Source organism: Paenibacillus spiritus (genome assembly GCF_008710135.1).
In the GTDB taxonomy this organism is placed as follows: Bacteria; Bacillota; Bacilli; order Paenibacillales; family Paenibacillaceae; genus Paenibacillus_AQ; species Paenibacillus_AQ glufosinatiresistens.
Genome location: NZ_VYKK01000022.1, coordinates 157,266 through 176,551, shown reverse-complemented (window position 1 = coordinate 176,551; position 19,286 = coordinate 157,266). Strand labels below are relative to the sequence as shown.

At 60.6% G+C, this 19,286-nt stretch carries 10 protein-coding genes; all 10 read right to left on the bottom strand.

The window, feature by feature from the left end:
• Positions 1-6: 6 nt before the first annotated feature.
• The gene (locus tag F4V43_RS15685) at positions 7-1,095 is read right to left on the bottom strand and encodes a glycosyltransferase family 2 protein (RefSeq protein ID WP_191089608.1); all 1,089 of its coding nucleotides are present in this window, start codon (positions 1,093-1,095) and stop codon (positions 7-9) included.
• A gap of 69 nt (positions 1,096-1,164) precedes the next feature.
• A complete protein-coding gene (locus F4V43_RS15680; protein WP_191089607.1) occupies positions 1,165-2,181 on the bottom strand; it encodes a glycosyltransferase family 2 protein in 1,017 nt (338 codons plus the stop codon).
• A 398-nt stretch (positions 2,182-2,579) separates the two neighbouring features.
• The gene (locus F4V43_RS15675) at positions 2,580-5,330 is read right to left on the bottom strand and encodes a GH36-type glycosyl hydrolase domain-containing protein (protein WP_150459193.1); all 2,751 of its coding nucleotides are present in this window, start codon (positions 5,328-5,330) and stop codon (positions 2,580-2,582) included.
• Between the two features lie 130 nt (positions 5,331-5,460).
• On the bottom strand, positions 5,461-8,796 hold the full coding sequence (locus F4V43_RS15670) for a cellobiose phosphorylase (RefSeq protein WP_150459192.1): 3,336 nt from the start codon (positions 8,794-8,796) through the stop codon (positions 5,461-5,463).
• Between the two features lie 142 nt (positions 8,797-8,938).
• Positions 8,939-9,964 (bottom strand): LacI family DNA-binding transcriptional regulator, encoded by a 1,026-nt coding sequence (locus F4V43_RS15665; protein ID WP_150459191.1) that lies wholly within the window; start codon positions 9,962-9,964, stop codon positions 8,939-8,941.
• Positions 9,965-10,170: 206 nt separating this feature from the next.
• Positions 10,171-11,259, bottom strand: a complete 1,089-nt coding sequence (locus F4V43_RS15660) for a two-component system response regulator (protein ID WP_150459190.1) — start codon at positions 11,257-11,259, stop codon at positions 10,171-10,173.
• Complete coding sequence (locus tag F4V43_RS15655; protein WP_150459189.1) at positions 11,252-15,649, bottom strand: PAS domain S-box protein; 4,398 nt, start codon at positions 15,647-15,649, stop codon at positions 11,252-11,254. The genes F4V43_RS15660 and F4V43_RS15655 overlap by 8 nt, the downstream gene beginning before the upstream one ends.
• Before the next feature lie 102 nt (positions 15,650-15,751).
• Positions 15,752-16,231: a DUF6530 family protein gene (locus F4V43_RS15650; protein WP_150459188.1), complete on the bottom strand. Its 480-nt coding sequence runs from the start codon at positions 16,229-16,231 to the stop codon at positions 15,752-15,754.
• Positions 16,232-16,441: 210 nt separating this feature from the next.
• Positions 16,442-17,236 (bottom strand): TIGR00266 family protein, encoded by a 795-nt coding sequence (locus tag F4V43_RS15645; protein WP_150459187.1) that lies wholly within the window; start codon positions 17,234-17,236, stop codon positions 16,442-16,444.
• 124 nt (positions 17,237-17,360) lie between these two features.
• Positions 17,361-18,779, bottom strand: a complete 1,419-nt coding sequence (locus F4V43_RS15640; RefSeq protein ID WP_150459186.1) for an NAD(P)-binding domain-containing protein — start codon at positions 18,777-18,779, stop codon at positions 17,361-17,363.
• Between the last annotated feature and the right edge of the window lie 507 nt (positions 18,780-19,286).

The window sequence follows — 19,286 nt, the reverse complement described above, 5'->3', positions numbered from 1 at the left end:
GAAAACTCAGGACCCGGCGGCCGTCTCCTTGCCCCTAAGGCGCGAGACAGCGGGGAAACGGGCCGATACGGCCGAGCGGAAGCGGATTCCGGCAAGCTGCCAGGCCAGCAGCATCTGCAGCAGCTCCGGCGCAATTAGGAAAGAATGAATATCAGGCTTGATGCCGCGGTTCTCCCGTCTCCAGTGCTGCATCCGCTCTTTCATGCGGCCGTTGAGTCCGGGGTAGGCGCGGTCGATGTCCTGCAGCAGTCTTCGGATCGACACTTTGCCGCCGCTGCGCAGGCAGGTCTTCAGGTTGTAGAAGTAGTTGTCCAGCATGTGTCTAAGAAGCAGCGCTTCCGACGCCTCCTTCAACTCAGGGCGTTCCTGCATGAACGCCGCGGCGCGGGCGAAGGCGTCCGCGAATCCGAATTTCTTCACATTGTACACACCGGAGATCGAGGTGTTGCGCTCCAGATAGAAGGACAGATACCGGTCGATAAAAGCCGCCGTTCTTCCCCGGGCCAGCGCTTTGTAAGTGAATTCCTGGTCCTCGCCGTTGACGCAGCCTTCCGTGTACCGGATGCCCTGCGCCGTCAGCAGCTCCCGCCGATAGGCGACGCTTGCGGTCCAGAGCTCCAGCCGCTGCTCGACCAGCACGCCGCGCAGCACCTCTGCGGAAGTCATTGCAGCGGGCAGGCCCGGCGCAGGTCCGTACAAGTCCTTCAGCACCTTGCCTTCTTCGCTGACCAGCTTCCACTTCCAGAACAGCAGATCGGGCTCGGGCTCGCTTTCGAGGCTTCCGAAGATCGATTCGACCAGGTCGGGAGCCGTATAATCGTCTCCGTCCAGGAACAGCACATAGTCGCCGGAGGCTTCCTGAAGTCCCCGGTTGCGGGCGGCGCTGACACCCCCGTTCGCCTGGGAGACGATCCGGATACGGTTCAGCCGCCCCGTCGCCGCGAACCGTCTTACCGTCTCCTCCGTCCCGTCGGTCGAGCCGTCATTGACGACAATCGTCTCGAAGTCCGGCACCGTCTGGGCCGCCAGCGATTCCAGCGTCCGCGGAATATACGCTTCCACATTGTACGCCGGAATAATGATGCTCAGCTTCATCCGATCCCTTCTCTCTTTCATAATCATCATGAATCCTTCATTAATCATTCCCGAATCATTCCCGTTCTCCTATGAAACGCGGCTGCGGTCCCTGCCTGTCAGGGCGTGAAGCGTTCCGAAAATGCGGTCATACAGCCACTCATTGGCCGAGAGCGCAAAAGCGGCCGTCTTCAGCCTCGGGCTGACCGTTTTGGCGGACAGAATGGCCGGCAGGTTGCTTTTCAGAAACCGCTTGATCGTCTCGGTATCCACCGCATAACGGCGGCTCTTGGACTCTCGCAGCAGATCATTGTACAGGCCCACGCCTTCATCAACCATGCGGAAGATAAAATAGTCCCACTTCTCCTTCGGAATCGCCTCTCCGTAATCCCGGCGAATGTCGGCGTATTTGCGGCTCGTGCCGTTGAATTTGTCCACCCGCTTGGCGAGCGTATAAGTTCCCGAGATGCTTTCCTTGCGCTGGACATAATAATAGAGCGCCCGATCGACAAGCGCGACCCGATCCGCCTTGAGAAACAAGCGGTAGGTGGTCGGAATGTCTTCAAACGCCATGCCCGCCGGGTAGCGGACATCCTCGAACAATTCCCGGCGGTAGAGCTTATCCCAGGCCAGATTCTGAATGCGGCGGTCAAGAAGCAGCTCGCCGAGCGCTTCCGTCCGGTTTAAGATTGCCGGATACCCAGAGAAATCGTTCATCCGCTTCAGCTCGTCTCCCGCCGCTTCGTAATGGCAGCATACGGCGATGTCCGCGCCGCTCGCCTCCGCAGCCCGGTGCAGCTCCTCGAACATCGTCGGCGCAATCCAGTCGTCGGAATCGACGAAGCCGATATACGTTCCCTTGGCCTGGTCGAGCGCCCGGTTCCGGGCATCCGACAGTCCGCCGTTCGTCTTGTGAATCACCCGCACCCGGGCATCCCGTGCCGCATACTCGTCGCAAATGGCCGGGCAGCCGTCCGGCGAGCCGTCATCGACCAGAATCAATTCATACCGGGTATAGGTCTGCGCCAGAATCGAGTCTACGCATTTGCGGATATAGGCCTCCACCCGGTACACGGGCACGATAATGCTGATTTCCGGCTTTTCCACCTGCCACACCCCTCCGCTTCCACCTGTTTTACCTCAATATAGGCACCCTTGAAGGAAAGGTCAATGTACTTTCAGAAAACACAGCAAAAATGGCTCGAACGGAGTAGATGGTCCTACTCTCCTGGTGCCAAACTCTCCCCCAAAGCTGCACTGCCGGATGGCTTCGGAGCAGCACAAGCGGACGGTCCCGTTACGATCAGGATCGGCCGTTTCACGGTCCGCAGAAATACCGGAATAAGCAGGGCTTGCAGCCGACGGGAAGCAGCGTCCGGCATTGGCATGGTGCATTTCCCGACCGGAAGCGCACAGAAGGCTTTCGCCATTCCGTTCACCGGATGTGCGAAAGCCTTCTTTGTTTGTATAGACGTCCAACCTGTGCGGCGCGCAGAACCTTACTCCTACTCCAGCGTTATTTCCAGCCGGTGAACTCCGCCGGCGGGCAGAGCTTCGATCCACTCCCGGGGCAGTACAACGCCGCCCGCCGCATCCGGCGCGTTCACCGCTTTGGCCTCAACCGCTGCGCCGTTCAGCGTACAACCGGCCACCGCGCAGTTCCACGCGTCCTTGCGGCCTGCGTTCACATAGCGGATCTCCAGCGTTCTGCCCGCGAACAGCGTCGTCACCGCAGCCCGGCCTTCGGCATCGAACTGGTCGCCGGCCAGCTTCGGCGCCAGCAGCAGGTCGCCGAAGCGGCCCCGGACGCCGTATACCTCCATCAGCAGCGTCAGCAGCAGCCAGCTTGCGGAACCGGTCAGATAGTGGTACATGCCGCGCCCCTCTTCGCTGATATACTCGGGAATGCCCGGATAAATCCGGCTGCGCTCAAAATCGAGGCACAGCCGGTAAATGGAATCCAGCACCTTCCGTCCTTCCGCAGCATAGCCGCGCTTGTAGAGCGCATTCCCGTACATCACCGTCATGTGGCTGAACATGGCGCCGTTCTCTTTGTGCCCGAAGGCAAAGCCGAACGCCCGGCCGAGATTGGGCTGAATGCCGCCAAACGGCGTATTGAGCCGGTACCCGATCCGGTCATCCAGCAAATGCCGGTCTACAGCCCGAATGACCTCCCGCACCTGCTCCTCCGCCGCGACGCCGCTCATCACCGGAAAGACCTGACCCGTCAGCGTCATCCGCACGCCTTCTCCGCAGTCGCCCTCGACCCGTTCGCCGTCGTTGTTGTAGTACCCGTTGAACCAGCGGCTGCCGTCCTTCGACGCGATCCACTCCCGTTCCCGGATATGCCGCGCCGTCCAGCCGGCCTTCCGTTCCAGGTCCTCAGCCAGCGCGATCAGATCGACCGCTGCCTTCCCTCCTTGAACCCTGCCCGGAACCGCTTCAAAAAACATCCGTGCCCGCTCATGCTTCGCCTCCACGGAATTGTAATCCACCGGCTCGCCGCCCAGGGTGTCGAGCAGCAGAAGCATCTCCTCGGCGATCTCTGCCGTCGCCCGGCCGGTCCGTTCCTTCAGTTCGCGCAGCAGCCTGCCGATCTCCCGCAGATTTCCGGCATAGAAGGCCATGAAGGCGACGCTTTCGCCCCGGTCTGCGGCCATGTCCAGGCCGTCGTTCCAGTCGGCGCCCTCCAGCCGCATATGGTTATGCTCACCGACGAGGTAGAACGGCGTCAGCTGCTGGAGCAGAATATGCTCCAGAATGCTGCCCCGGTAGACTTCGCCCGAGGCCGTCTTCAGCAGCGTTCCACTCTCCGGCGTCCACGTCTCGTCGCGGCGCTTGCAGCGGTCGGTGAAAGCGTCGCGGAAATACGTCTGCTCCTCCAGCAGAAAATCGAGATCCCCGCTCCGGTCGATGTAGAGCTGCGTCGTCAGGAACGGCCAGGCGCCGTGGTCCATCCAGACGCGGGGGATGTTGTTGCGGTCGGCGACGAACTCGCCCGGCTTCGCACCGATGATCGTCGCATTGCTGCCGTCGATCCGCACGCCTGCGAAGTTGTTGAACAGCAGGGAGCGCACTTCCTCCGGCTCCATAATCATCAGGGCGAGGCAGTCCTGCCACAGATCGCGCCAGCCGCGGCCGCCGCGGCCGTAGTCGTGGTGCGGCATGAAGGAGTTGCCGAACAGGCGGCGCAGCACCGGCTGAAGTGTCACCCATTTCATCCAGGTATCGAATTCGGAGTCTGCCGAACGGAAGGAGACGGTGCCGATCTTGGCCTGCCAGAAGGCGGAGGTCTTCGCCAGCCAGGCGTCGAACCGCTCCGCGCTTAAATATTCGGCTTCAATCCGCCCCGCATCGGTTCGGCCATCCGTAATCGCCATCGCCAGCACGTAGCTGCGCGCTTCTCCCGGGGCCAGCGTAACCTCGCGAAAGCGGATCGCGCCGACGGCTTCGCCGCCTTCCCGCTCGGCGCCCGCCGTATCCGCCGGCGGCAGATTGCGGACGACAGCCTCCGGCCAGTCATGCGTGCCGCCCTCGCCGATGAACCCGTCGCTCAGCGGGAAAAAGCCTTCCGGCGCCGCCCCGTCCCCCTCCCGGCCGAGCACGCTGTACGACATCCGGTTCACCCGGTGTCCCCGCTCGTCGAAAGACAGCGTCGGCTGAACCTCGACGCCGGCCGGCAGCGTATAGATCCGGTGCAGCAGCGAGGTGACCTGCCGGTGATCGCGGAGATCGTCGGCGGATCGGGCATACAGCGGAATCGCCGCCGTCGGCGTCAGCGTCAGCGGCCGGTCTCCGGTATTGGTCAGCGTGACCTTCATCAGTTCGGCGGTGTCGTCCCCCGCCGGAACGAAGCTGATCGTCTCGACGGTTAGCGGCAGTGCGGGATGCCGGCGCGTCAGCTTGTGCCAGAGGAAGCCGGCCTCCACCTCAGCGTCCTCTTCTCCTCCCGCCTCGTAGCGGCGACTGTGCTGGGCGGCCGAATTGCCGGCGCAGGACCAGGCGCCCGCTTCCTCCGTATAGATCCAGAAATTCCGGGAGGCCCGGGAATTGTGAAGATTCTCCGCCCAGACCGGCTCGTTCAGGAACGCATTGTGTCCGGTTTTGATGTCGCCGTGCAGCGTCGGCGTGACGGATGACATGAGGCCCGCCTCGTTGGCGAGCGGAAAGTACAGATAGCTGGTAAGGTGCGGACTTGCGATCCGAAAATCGCCGTCCGCGCCGATAAACTCCCATTTACGGGTCTGCTGGGTCATTTGAATTGAACCTCCATTATTGGCAAAATGAGCGGCGGAGGCGCCTCCCTTCCTCGCCCCGCGTAATCCTCCGTTACCTGCTCCAGTTCTCCTGCTCTACTCTGCGGATTCGTTCCCGCACTTCGGTCTCCTACTCCAGCTCCGCGACAATCGCCGCCACGGCTCCTTCGCGCAGACGGCGGGCATCATCGCCGGTCAGTGCGCCGCCTTCGGTCGTCCAGACCGAGCCGTCCCGGCCCGTCAGCGTCATCCGCCGCACCCGGGCAGCGCCGGCGCCGAAGGTGTCGGCCCGCCGACCGTTGCGGTAGGTGACCTCCACCTGGCCGAGCAGCCGGAACTTGATCTCCCCCTGCCCGTCGAACAGCCAGCCGGGCAGCGCCGGCTCCAGCCGGAACGTGAGCTCGCCGTCATCGCTAAGCCGGAACAGCTCCCGCCCGGCCATCATCGCAATCCACATGCTCAGGAACTCCGCCGTGGATCCGCTCAGGCGGGCAACGTAACCTCGCCCGTGGACGGCCGGATCGGGGTTGACCGAAGTCGCCAGGAACGAGGAATTCTCCAGCGTGCTGCGCCCGTACACGGCCGGGTCCAGGAACGGGATCAGGCCGTGGCGGAATTCCTTGTAGAACCGGTCCGTCAGCCCTGACTTCAGTAGCTCCAGCAAATACTTGTAGGACATGTGCAGGAAGACCGACTCCCGCTCCAGCCAGCCTGCCGTGAACGCCCGGATGCGGCCGATCTCCATCGGCTGGCCGTCCAGGGGAACGGAGGTTTTGTACATGCGCAGCTTCTCGTCATACAGTCCGCTGCACCTGACGGCGTCATAGATGGCCGCGGCTTCCTCCGCCGATTCAACCGTCTTCAGAGCATGCACCGGGCCCTCCAGGAAGGCCGGAAGCGGCTCGGCCCGGAAGGCGGTTACCACCGCCTTGGGCAGTCCGTACCCACCGATGACCGGGCGGCCTTCCGCGTCCAGCTCGGGCTCGAACGCGGCAGCTTCATAGACGAAATATGTCGGCACTAAGCCGTTCCCGGCGGCGGTAGCTTTGGCGATGCCGCGGTCAAGCTTCTGCATGAACCGTCGGAAGACGCCCAGCAGATCCGCGAACGTGATCTCCCGCTCGGCGCCGCCGATGCCGAATCGTATCTTCTCGCGGTAGCGCTCCCGCGCCTCTGCCAGCCGGCTCCAGCAGGCGAAGTCGTCCTCGCCGGACGAAGCGATCGCCTCATTGACCGCCGCGAGGAACCCGTACAGCTCCTCCGGCAGCAGCGCCGTGCGCTGCTCCAGCCGCTCCTTCCTCCGCAGCGTCTCCAGCCATTCGGCGACGAACCGGACGATCCGCTTCAGTTCGAACGTCTCCCCCATGCCGGAGCCGAACAAGCCCGGCAGCCCGTTCATGGCATCGTTCCAACCCGGCTTACCCGCTTCCATCTCAATGCCCATGCCGCAGGGGTCGAGCGAGGCCATTTTGCAGAGCGACAGCGCCACCAGCTTGACGAACAGGTCGGTCCGGTACAACTCGCCCCTGCCGTGGTCCGTACGGAGCCAGTTCGTATCGTCCCGGCCGATGCCGAGCCGGTTCATCTTCTCCTTGTCCGTCCAGGTGGCGCCGTACTGGCGGACCTTGCCGTCCTTCAGTACCGTCTTCTCGGAACGAGGCAGCACGCCGACCGGGCTATCGAAGAACAGGCAGGTCCCGGGAGCGTGCAGCAGCTCCTCCATCCGGTCCGGATAGACCGCCCGGTAACTCTCGATCAGATCCAGGTTGTAGGTCCAGTGGTCGATCCAGTAGCCTTCGCCGAAGCCGGCCTCAATCCGCTGCTCCGACAGCGCCAGCAGCCGGCCGAGGAACTCTTCTTCCGCCTCCGCCATCCGGACGCCGCGGTCGTACAGGAGATGCGCCACGCCGCCTGGTGTGAACGGCTTCGCACACAACGCAGCCAGTTCTTCCGCCAATGCCTCCGCCAGTTCTTCCCCGTGTTCTCCCGTGCGTTCCCCCGCTTCCTTCGCCGGGCCGGACGGTTCCTCCATCCCGGCCGTCTTGCTCCGAATCAGCGCCTTCAGTTCCTCCATCCGGTCCGGCGGCACGATGAACGTGCTGCCCTTGACCTGGAGCGGATTAAATCCGTCCGCCTGAATCAGGCTGAAGAACATATAGACGTTGAACGCCCCGACCTCGGGGTGAAAGAACACGTCGCTTCGACGGTTCTGGTTCATATCCCGGAAATTTCCGTTGCCCTGCGAATAGAACTCAGGGGCAATCGAGAAGAAATTGTAGTCCCGTTCCAGATCGCCGTGCTTCCGGGAGAACAGGTGGTATACCTTGGCCTCCTTCCCCTGTCCGAACACGGCCGGACTTCCGCCGCGAAGCAGATTGTCCAGGTAGCTCTGGCGGCAGTAAGCGTCGAACAGCGGCGATGAGGTTGAAGTGGCCATCCGGTCCGTTAGGACATCGGCTAGCCGGGATGCTTCTTCCCGCTTACGGACCAGATATCCGGCGGAAGCAAGGCGCTCCTTCTGCTGGTTGAGAGAGCCAAGGTCGCCCGCATGGCCGATCAGCGTATGCAGCCTCAGGCTGCCGCCGGGCTCCAGACGGGCCGCCTTGCCGGTGAACCCGCAGGGCACTTTGTTCGCCGTTACCTGCGGAAGCCGGAACAGCTCGGCAAGCGGCGTCTCCGCGAACCGCTCGGGATAGAGCAGCGAGGTGTTGCCGCCGAATACGGTCTGCGCATCGACCAGCGGCGCAATCAGCTCTCCGTCCCCGCCAAAAGAGAGATAGAAATGGCCGCCCGCGATCTCCGTCACCTCGGCCTCGTCGTGTGTGCTAGACCGCAGCTTGTAGAAAGGTATCCCGTTCTCCAGGTTGAAGACATCCATCCAGCTCCGCAGCAGATTTCCCATCTCTTTGTAGGCGGCATTCTCCGTGCCGTAAGGCAGAATCTCCGGCAGACCGTCCAGCGCCTCCAGTTCGACGGGCCGGGCCCCTGTATTGACGATCTCGATCTGCCGGGCCAGCGCCGCGAAATCTTCGCCCGGAACTTGGAAATAGACGACCCGGAAGACGAGTCCAAGCGCCGGATTCTCTTCCTCAAGCGACAGCTCGTTGCGCCCGATCTTCAGGGTGCGCTTCACGCCGGGCTCGGCGGCGAAGCTGTGGAACGGCTCATAGACGGAAGAGGCGGACAGGCGGGAACTGCTGGACGTGGTGTCCGCGATTTTGACAAAGGTGCGGAAGCCGCCGGCCGAGACATTCTTATAACTGATGCTCGCCGGGGAGAATTCCATAATCGGGCTGTTCTTATCGCGGATGCCGAAGCCGGCGATTGCCTGTCCGCGGTTCACGTAGAAGGTCCAGAGCGGAATCCCCTTGCGTCCGGCCAGGCCGGGCAGGAAGCTGGAGAACGGGGCAGCCCGGTCGTAATCCTCGATCACGAAGAAGGGCGCTTCATAGGAATAGGTGGGCATAAATGAATACCTCCGGAGCAGAATCAATAAATCTCTGCGCAGTTTTGATCGCTGTTGATGGATAACGAAACCGATTTCGAAAATGGGCGAAAAACACGCCGGACGGCGAGTTCTTCTTGTTGCGGTCTGCCCGGACGGCGTCTTACACCTTCCGGCACGATTCGCGGATCACCAGCTCGACCGGCAGCACGACCGCCTCCGCCCCGGCCACCCCTTCAATGAGCCCGATCAGCATTTGCGCCGCCCGTCCTCCGATCTCCCGCATATTCTGGCGAACGGTCGTAAGCGGAGGCGTTACCAGCTCGGCCGACTCGATATCGTCGAAGCCTACGACGGAGATATCGCCCGGCACCGACAGGCCGTGCTCCCGGATCGCCCTCAAGGCGCCGATCGCGAGATTGTCTCCCGCGGCCAGCACAGCGGTCGGCAGTTCCGGCTGTTTCAATAGCCGTGTCATCGCCTCATAGCCGCCCTGAATCGAGAAAAAATCTCCGCTGTCCGAAATCCACTCTTCACGTCCGGACAGCCCCAGTTCTTCCAGCATCCGCTCATAGCCGAGCAGCCGCTGCCGGCCGGCGAACGTGTCCCGCCCGCCCGAGAGATGAGCGATGGTCCGATGGCCGAGCTCGTACAGATACCGCACGGCCTGTTCACTGCCTCCGACATTGTCCGAGCAGATTGTCGCTACGTTCGCCCGGTTGAAATCCAGCAGCACGCACGGAATATCGCTGGCCAGCAGCTCGGCGACTTCCGGTTGATTCGGATCGGCGTAGATGACAACAACGCCGTCGATCCCCCGGAACCGGCAATGCTCCAGATAGGTTCCGTTGTTGCCGCCGATGTCGCGCGATATGAACATGAGATCGTAGCCTTTGGCTTCGGCTGAAGCCTTGAAGTTCTCAATGACGCCGCCAAAGAACGGGTGGCGCAGACCCAAGCCGGACGATTCCGTGAACAGCACGCCGAGCGTCCAGGAGCGCTTGGTCGCCAGACTCCGGGCGTTCGCGTTCGGCAGATAGCCCATCTCTTTGGCCGCTTCAAGAATGCGGGTTCGCGTCTTAGCACTGACATCGGTATAATTATTGAATACCTTCGATACGGTTGTCGGCGACAAGCCGGTCCGTTTGGCAATGTCATAGATGGTTATCAAAAGCTCATCCCGCCTTATTCGAAATCGGTTTCGGTTCGGTATTGATTGTAAAGGCTTGCATTATGATTGTCAATGAAGTTTGATCCGTCTTTCCCTTCACAAGACCTTCTCCTCTGAACTACCCTGACACGCGAACCAGGGAGCCGCCTCATGGACGGCTCCCTCTTCTGTGCGCAGTTTCTCTGCCTGTACTTGGTCCCGCCTTCGGACAGCCGCGTGCGGAACTACACGCTTCCCTTGTAGCGCTCGAAGATCTCCCTGAACTTATGCCGGAACTTGAGGAAGATCCGCACGATCGCCGGGTCGAAATGCCGCCCGGCTTCCTTCTCGATAATCGCCGCCGCTTCTTCGTGCGGCATGGCCTCTTTGTAGACGCGCTTGCTTGTCAGCGCGTCGTAGACATCAGCCACGGCCATCAGCCGGGCCGACAGCGGAATGTCCTCTCCGGCCAGGCCGAGCGGATAGCCGGTTCCGTTCCATTTTTCATGGTGCGAATAGACGATCTCCTTGGCATAACGCAGGAAAGTCTCCGGCTTGTCCATCAACTTCTCGGCCCGCAGAATCGCTTCGCGTCCAAGCGTCGTGTGCGTCTTCATCACCTCGAACTCTTCGGGAGTCAGCGGGCCCGGCTTCAGCAGAATATGGTCGGGAATGCCGACCTTGCCAATATCGTGCAGCGGCGCTGACAGCGTAATAAGCTGGATAGTCTCGGGCGACAGACTGTCGGCGTAGCCCGGCGTTTCGGCCATCCCTTTCGCCAGCACTTCGATATACAGCTTCGTCCGCTGAATATGGTTGCCGGTATCGTTGTCCCGCATTTCCGCGAGCGCTGCCATAGACATGATCGACATCTCCTGAATCTGGGTCAGTTCTTTCATTCTTCGGGCGATCTCGGCCTCCAGAAATTGCGTTTTGTCCCTGAGAAAATCGCGGGTTCCCTTCAGCGCCAAATGATTCTTCACCCGGGCCAGCAGCACGGGCGCGCTGATCGGCTTCGTCAAATAATCGACCGCCCCCAGCTCGAATCCGAAATTCTCCTCGTCCACTTCTTCCTTGGATGTCAGAAATATAACCGGAATATCGGCCAGATCCTCTTTCCCCTTCAGCCGCCGGCAAGTCTCGTAGCCGTCCATTACCGGCATCATAATATCGAGAAGAATCAGGTCCGGCCGGAACAGTTCGGCTACCTCCAACGCCTTTTCCCCATTCGTGGCGACTTTGACCTTATAAAGGTCTTTTAGAAGCCCGCCGAGCAGGGCGATGTTGTCCGGCATATCATCCACCACCAGAATAACCGGCTTGATCTCATCCATCGCTATCCTCCTTCTTCAGCAGCCCGGCTGCAACGGGCGTACGTTCCAGCAGTTCCAGAGCGCGGTCGTATTCAAAAGTGCGGACGGCCCTGTCCAGCTCCGTCTCGCCCTCCGGGCCGACCCGCTCTCGAAGCCAGCTCCGCAGCGAAGCATAGACGGCAACCGCTTCGCTGTCGCTGTCCCGCAATAGCGCGGTTAGCAGCCCGAGCCGCTCCTGCTCATTCTGCCCGCTCCCCGTCTCCTCTGCCGGATACAATGAAGCGGACGCCTCTCCGAGCTCCCCTCCGAAGGCGGCGCGAATGCGATGCGACAGGTGCAGCGCCGATTCCTCCAGCCGGAGCAGAAGCGCCTCCGTCAACGCGCCGCTCTTATCGGCCGACAGCTCACGTCCAAGAAGAGCGGTCTGCTCCCGAATGTCTGTCGCACCGATATTGCCGGATACGCCCTTCAGATTATGCACAAGCCGACCGGCCTCCGTTCGGTCTCCTGCCCGAAACGCGGCCGAGACCGCTTCGACGATGCCGAGCTGGTTCTCGGCATACTGCAGCAGCAGGCTCCGGTATAATTCCGTCCGCCCTCCCGCGCGGCGGAGGCCGCCGGCCGTATCGAGACCGGCGGTGGCGAGCATCCCGAGCGCTCCGGTCCCGAAGCCCGAAGCAGACTCCCGCAGGACGCGGGGCTCGGGAACAGCCTTCGTTCCTCCGGGAACCCAGCGCCGAATCGCACCGAACAGAATATCGGGGTCGATCGGCTTGGCGATATGGTCATTCATGCCGAGCATGAGACAGCGCTCCCGCTCTTCCGGCAGGGTTCTCGCGGTCATGGCGATGATCGGGACGGAGCAGCTTCTCGCCCGTATGCGCGAGGCCGCTTCATAGCCGTCCATCACCGGCATCTGAAGGTCCAGCAGCACCAGCCGGTACGGGTCGTCCGGCGGCATCTCCTCGAACCGTGCCAGCGCCTCCGCTCCGTTGCCTGCAATCTCCACTTCAATGCCCTGACCGCGCAGAAGCTCGGCCGCGATCTGCTGATTGATCTCGTTGTCTTCGGCAAGCAGCACTTTGATGCCCGCGAGACCCAAGTTCGAATCCGGCGAGACCGAATGAAGCAGACGGCCCCGACCCTGGCCGAACAGCAGCATGATGGTATCGAACAGGGCGGACGGATTCACCGGTTTGAATAGAATCTCATCCACCCGGGCCGTATCCGCAGGGTCCAGCCACTCCTCCCTGTCCCGAGAAGTCATCAGCACCACGGCGGGAGACGGTCTCCGCTCGGAATGGCGCTTGATTCGCCGCACGGTCCCGCTTCCTCCCGAGTCGTCGGCTCTTTCGTCCAGGAAGACGGCATCGAACCGTTCTCCAGAGCCGTTCTCCAGCACTTCTACCGCTTCCGCCGCGCCGGCCGCAGTCGCAACGTTGCAGCCGAAGCTTTCCAGCGCCTTCGCCACCCGTTCGCGGGCTCCTGGATCGCGGTCCACCACCAGCATCTTCAGCGGCCGCGGTCCGGCCGGGAGCATCCGCTGCCCTCCGGTTTCCGAGGAGAGAATGCCGAACCAGGCCGTGAAGGTGAACCGGCTGCCCCGCTCCGGCTCGCTCTCCACCCACAGATTGCCGCCCATCATCTCGACCAGACGCCGGCTGATCGCAAGCCCGAGGCCCGTTCCTCCGTACTTGCGCGTCGTGCTGCTGTCCGCCTGCGTGAAAGCATGGAACAGCCGGCTCACCTGCTCCTTGCTCATTCCGATGCCGGAATCGCTGACGCTGATTCTCAGCTTGATCCGGTGATCCACAATAACGCCGCTCTCAATGCGGACCGCAATCTCGCCCCGGTCGGTGAATTTCACCGCATTGCCGACGAGATTGGTCATTACCTGCCCCAGGCGGAGCGGGTCGCCGCTCAGCATCAGCGGCACCGCCGGGGACAGGTCGAAGGAGAGCTCCAGCCCCTTATCGTAGGCGGCCTGACTGAAGAGCTCGAAGGCCCGCGCCAGCACATCCGCCGGATGAAAAGGAATTTCCTCCAGCTCCAGCCGGCCGGCTTCAATTTTGGAGAAGTCGAGAATCTCGTTCACAATTCCGAGCAGCGATGTGCCGGCATTGTGTATTTTGGAAATGTAACCGCGCTGCCTCGGACTCAGATCCGTCTTCAGCGCCAGATGCGCCATCCCGAGGATGGCATTCATCGGCGTCCGAATTTCGTGGCTCATATTGGCCAGGAACTGCGACTTGGCCGCCGTTGCCTCTTCTGCGAGCTGAAGCGCCCGCTTCAGCTTCTCTTCCTTTTCCACCGACTCGGTAATATCCTCACCCAGTCCCAGCAGAAACTGCGGTTTGCCGTCCGTACCCAGAATCGGCAGCTTCGAGGTGCGCACATAACGCACGGCTCCGCCGCCTCCCGCGTCCCCTTCCACTTCGATCTCGCTGTAAAGCTGTCCCTCGGTCAGCACCCGCCGGTCCACCTCCCGGAACCGCTTGGCCCGCTCCGCCGGGAACAGGTCAAAATCCGTCATTCCCTGAAAAGCTTCGGCTGTCAGGCCGTAGGCTTGCAGCAATCCCGAATTCGCCATCTCATAGGATAGCGTCTCCGCATTCTTGACATAGATCATGGACGGAATATGATTAATCAGCACATTCAGGAAGTTGCGGTTGGAGGCGATTTCCCGCTCCTTGTCCGCCAGAGCGCTGATGTCCGTAATGATGCCGAGGAAGCCTCCGACCGCTCCGTCTGAACGGCGGTAACCGGACACCGAATAGAGCACATCGCGCCTCGTTCCGTCGGCATATTCCATATTCTCGACCAGCCGGGTAACCACATGATCGGTTGCGCGGACTTCTTCCCACATTCCCTTGAGCATTTCGTAATGCTCGGCGGAGATCGTCCGGATCGCCCGGGCATTCAGGCCCAGCAATTCCTCTTCATGCGCGCCGAAGGCTTCGGTATACGCCAGGTTGCACCCGAGAAAATCCCCGTTGATGTCCAGGTAATACAGCGGAAGCGCAATCGAGTCAATCAATTGAGAGGTAAAATAAAGCTGGTCCGACAGTTCGCGGCGTACCCGCTTATATTCGGATACATCTTCTTTGATGCCCACAAAATGCGCCATCCGGCCTTCCCCGTCCCGAATGGCGGAGATCAGCACGCTCTCGTCATATTCCTCGCCGCTCTTCTTCATGTTGGTCAGTTCACCCTGCCAGCTTCCCTTGAGGCAGACCTTCTCCCAGAGATCATAGTAGAACGCTTGCCTGCTCATCCGGCCGCACAATTCAATCGGCCTCCGTCCGACGACTTCCTCGGCAGCAAAGCCCGTCACCTCGGAGTAATACGGGTTCACGTACTCGATCCGGCCTTCTGTATCAAAAATCATAATCGACAGCGGCAACTGTTCGATTACGTCTTCATACAGGCGCAGCCGGTCATTGTATTCCTTCTCACGGGCAAGCATCCGCCGGACGGTTCTGATCTGCTTGCCGTAGAGACGGACACTCAGATAGACGAGGAAGAGCAGCGCGAAGAACAGAACGCTCATTAGCGAGAATCCGTGAAAACCGAGAACCAGCAGCGGGAACAGCAGGTATAGCAGGCTTGGAGGCAGCGTCGGGTCTCCCAGCCCCCAGACTCCGCTTTCGCGGGGAAGGGCCTTGGGAGGAAACGACATAACGGCCGGAACGGAAGCGGCAATGGCCATGAGGCCCGCTTTATAGACGGCGTCCATTCCCCCCGCTTGCACACCGCCGTCGTAGAAATGAATGAACAGATCCCCCAGATTGCAGAGCGCCAGTCCGCCCAGCAGCAGAAAGAAGCAGACGGTCCGGGACTCCCGCTCCATATAGACCCACACGAGGATCACCAGCGACAGCATCACAAGCGGAGAGACGGTAAGCAGCAGGTCAAGCATCGCCTCCGGCTCCAGGGCGGCCAATTGGGAGATATGCCCTTCGCCATAGAGGAACCACAGCGCGCCGGATACACAGGCCAGGCTCATGAGCTGATCCAGGAGCATATGCAACCGGGCTACACCCCGAATATTCACAAGGTAACAACGGAACATGCCCGCTATCAGCAGCAGCTTGACGATGCCTGCCATCACCAGGCGCGTATTCTCCGCAGCCGTCCCTTTCAGGAAATCCGGATTCAGCGCATAGGGCGCGGTAATCCAGAGCAGATCATTCACCACCCACAGCAGCAGACCTGCGGCAATCCAGACGACAGCGCCGCGAAAGAGTGACATATAACGGTACAGCAAACAGCAGGCGATACAGGCGGATAATGGCGCCACAGGCGTTATCCACACGAACAGTCCCCTGCTGTTCCATACCAGCGATAGAGAATATAGAAGAATATAGAGCAGGATGAAGCCCCACATTCTCCGGTTCAAAGCCGTCTTCATCTTGTCATCCACCCCGCCGGACCGCGAGCCTGTACTTCCTGTTTGCGTATCCGTACTGATTACATCGTCATCCGGCGGGAAAATACTTAGGACTTTCTACGACTAATATCCTAATTCCTTGAGAATCGTCGACAATGTTCGCAGGCGCTCTCCGAGCAGTTCGCCGTCCTCGCTCAGCGCCTGGCTGAACAGCTTGAGATCTTCTTCAATCCGTTCATTTCCGGTAGCGACTGCCACCGTCATGGCATCTCCTTGAAGACCGATCCGGTCGATGACCGGCTGCTCCGGATCATAGAGCTTCGGATACCGGTAGGCCTCCCGAAAATGGGACAGACCGGAGGCGACCAGGATCGCCAGATCCAGGACCCGGTGAAGCGGCAGTTCCTCCGACTGACGGGACCATTTCTCCCCGGTATACCGCCAGACTTTGGCCGAAATGTCCACTTTGCCTCTGTCGTTCCACTGAGCCAAGCCGAGCGACAGCCCCTTCGCGTCGCTGTTATGCGCATAACGCCCGTCGACGTTCTCGTAGTTCTCGGAGACCAGCACCGGTTTATGCTTGAGCGTTGTCGGTATTTTCATTCCATAACATTCCCTTCCGGATTTAAGTTGGAATTACTAAATTACTAAATTACTAATTAATAGTCTCCCCAGCGTACTTTATCCGTCTCCGGTTTGTCAATTCGGCCGCAATGGCTCGCACAAAAAAAAGCGGCCGTTCCGCAAGGAACGCGCCGCTGCTTGCCCTGACTCTTGAAGCTTGCGGATGGCCTGCTTCCGGTTCCGCCCGGGTTATCTTCCGTCCAGCAGATTGCCGAGCCCGCCGAGAATGCTGCCTTCTTCCTTCCGGCCCGTGCCGATGGAAGCGGACAGAATCCGGTCCGCCATCCGGTTGAACGGCAGGGACTGCACCCAGACCTTGCCGGGGCCGCGCAGTGTCGCGAAGAACAGACCCTCGCCCCCGAAGAGGGCGGATTTGATGCCTTTGACCATTTCGATATCGTATTCCACCGACGAGGTCATGGCGACGAGACAGCCGGTATCGAGGCGGAGCACTTCCCCCGGCTGGAGCGTCTTCTCCATGACATAGCCGCCGGCATGGACGAACGCCAGACCGTCCCCTTCCAGCTTCTGCATAATAAATCCTTCTCCGCCGAAGAAGCCTGCGCCCAGCCGGCGCTGGAATTCAATGCCGACGGATACGCCCTTGGCCGCGCAGAGGAAGGCGTCCTTCTGGCAGATGATTTTGCCGTGATACTGATAGAGGTCAAGCGGTATAATCTTGCCGGGATACGGGGCTGCGAACGTTACCGATTTGCGGCCGTCGTAACCTCCATGGGTGAATACGGTCATGAACAGACTTTCGCCGGTCAGCACACGCTTGCCCGCACCCATCAGCTTCCCGAACAACCCCCCGCCGCCGCTTCCGCTGCTGCCGTCGCCGAAGATGGTCTCCATCCGGATCTCCGGGTCCATCATCATGAAGCTGCCCGCTTCGGCAATGACGCTCTCGCCGGGGTCCAGCTGAACCTCCACACACTGCATTTCTTCGCCCATAATGACATAATCGATCTCATGCGCTGCCATCTCGTCCGAACGCCTCCCAAATTCTCATGTAGCCGGTCAATCCGGCCCTGTGAGCGTTATTACGCGGTTCGGAAGCAGTTGGTTTCGCCCTTGCCGCCGGAACACGGGGATTTCCTTGCGCCTCTTATGCCCGCTGCGGCCATTCGCCGAGAAACTCCGGTTCGCTGTAGGCAAAAAAGCTGTTCAGGATGGACGCCTTGTCATCCAGAAACAGCTGGTCCGCCACGGCGGAAGCCAGCTTGGGAACCGCATGCCGGGTTCCCGAAATCGCGGAAGCCGACAGTCCGCAGCTGACCAGAGCGGAGTAATTGAAGATGAACAGTCCGTACACCGCCTCCGCGTCCGCTTCCGTCCTGGCCGTTGCCGCGAATCCGCCCGTCAGATAAGGATGCGCATCCAGCAGGGGGTTGGCAGCTTCAGCCGGCGCCTGGTAGCGGTCGCTCCACCGCGCCAGATGGGCCTCAAGCAGACGCAGCTCGGGCCGCAGCGCCGGATCGCTCATCAGGCCGGTGCTGATGATCAAATAATCAAACTCGAACGTTTCCTTGGGCGTCGAAATCCGTGCTTTCCGGCCTAAATCCTCGGCATCCAGCCACGGTGAGCCCAGGTGAAGACGGAAGCCGGGACGGGAGGCGGCGCGCCGGAATGTATCGTTGGTCGGAGGCTGGTTGAACCGGAAGAAATGTGAAATCGCGGCGTACTTCTCATCGTCCCTCAAGGTGTGGAAACGTTCGATCATGCCCGAGACTTCCATCTGCCGGATGGGATTAACGCTCGGCAGCTCCTCGCGCCGGACAAATACATGAACCTCCGCCGCGCCTTCCGCCAGCGCATAGTTCGCATTATCGAACGCCGAAGCCCCTCCGCCCAGGATGCCGATCCGTCTTCCCCGGAGTCCCGCAAAATCAATCGGTTGCGAGGTATGGGTGTACAGATGGCCGGACAGCCGGCTTGAGACCAGCTCCGGCACATGCCACTCCCCTCCGCCCTGAATGCCGGTGGCCAGTACAACCTTCCGGGCAAGCAAGGCGGGCTCGGCGGACCCTTCCCCTTCCGTATGAAGGCGATACAGACCATCATCCAGCTTCTCGATCAGCTTCAGCCGGACTTCATTGCGGACCGGGAGCCCAAGCACCCGGCGGAACCAGCGCAGATAGCTCATCCATTCGCCCCGCGGAATTTTGTCCAGCGCTTTCCAGCCTTCCGGTCCATGCTGGGCTTCCCACCAGGAACGGAAGGTCAAGGCTGCCACCCCGAGATCAATGGAGGTCAGCCATTTCGGCGTCCGCAGCGTGACCATCCGGGCATAGGTCTCCCAGGGCCCCTCAAGCCCTTCCGGGTTCTCGTCGATCACCAGAATGTTGGACACCCGTTCCCTCAGCAATCCGAAAGCCGCGCCCAGTCCGCTCTGGCCGCCACCGACAATGACGGCATCGTATACATGTCCTTCCGGCGACGTTCGCGGCTTCACCCAGTCCGCTCCGCCAAATGCCAGATAGTCCAATTCGGTTCGCACCCGATCATTCAACGCTTCTAGGCTCATGTCTCTCAGCTCCCTCGTGGGAATAAGTATAACGTGAGGAAGTACCGCCTTAAAGTATATGTAAGGTTAATTGTCATCATGTCTAAAAATAGATCGCATTCTTGTTCATTCCGACCAAAAAGGATTGTAAACACATATAAACCCCGCCCGCCTGAGCGTCCCAGGCAGCGGGGTTTACCAATCCGTTACGCTATTCAATTTTAACCGTTCCTCCAGGCAACAATCCATATGCTTGACATGGTTCCGCTTGCATACTTGCAACTTCCATTTCACGCACTTGCTGATTGTCTCAGATTTTTTTACCCTTTCCATGCTCCCATTTCCGCTTCCGGGAGACTTGTTATTCACCTTGTCCTTCGCATATGGGGTGAGTTCCCGCGTACGCATTTTTCACGAAGAACGTTGTCACATCCGTTCTCCCTGCGTGAAAAAGCCTCAGTACGCTTCGCTAACCCGTTTCAACGGAATCACGCTCCTTTCGGCGAACTTGCTTTAAGAAGTGAGATT

Coding starts and splice junctions, on each gene's coding strand:
- F4V43_RS15685 (WP_191089608.1), bottom strand. CDS start 1,095: ATGAAGCTGAGCATCATTATTCCGGCGTACAATGTGGAAGCGTATATT.
- F4V43_RS15675 (WP_150459193.1), bottom strand. CDS start 5,330: ATGACCCAGCAGACCCGTAAATGGGAGTTTATCGGCGCGGACGGCGAT.
- F4V43_RS15670 (WP_150459192.1), bottom strand. CDS start 8,796: ATGCCCACCTATTCCTATGAAGCGCCCTTCTTCGTGATCGAGGATTAC.
- F4V43_RS15660 (WP_150459190.1), bottom strand. CDS start 11,259: ATGGATGAGATCAAGCCGGTTATTCTGGTGGTGGATGATATGCCGGAC.
- F4V43_RS15655 (WP_150459189.1), bottom strand. CDS start 15,649: ATGAAGACGGCTTTGAACCGGAGAATGTGGGGCTTCATCCTGCTCTAT.
- F4V43_RS15650 (WP_150459188.1), bottom strand. CDS start 16,231: ATGAAAATACCGACAACGCTCAAGCATAAACCGGTGCTGGTCTCCGAG.
- F4V43_RS15645 (WP_150459187.1), bottom strand. CDS start 17,236: ATGGCAGCGCATGAGATCGATTATGTCATTATGGGCGAAGAAATGCAG.
- F4V43_RS15640 (WP_150459186.1), bottom strand. CDS start 18,779: ATGAGCCTAGAAGCGTTGAATGATCGGGTGCGAACCGAATTGGACTAT.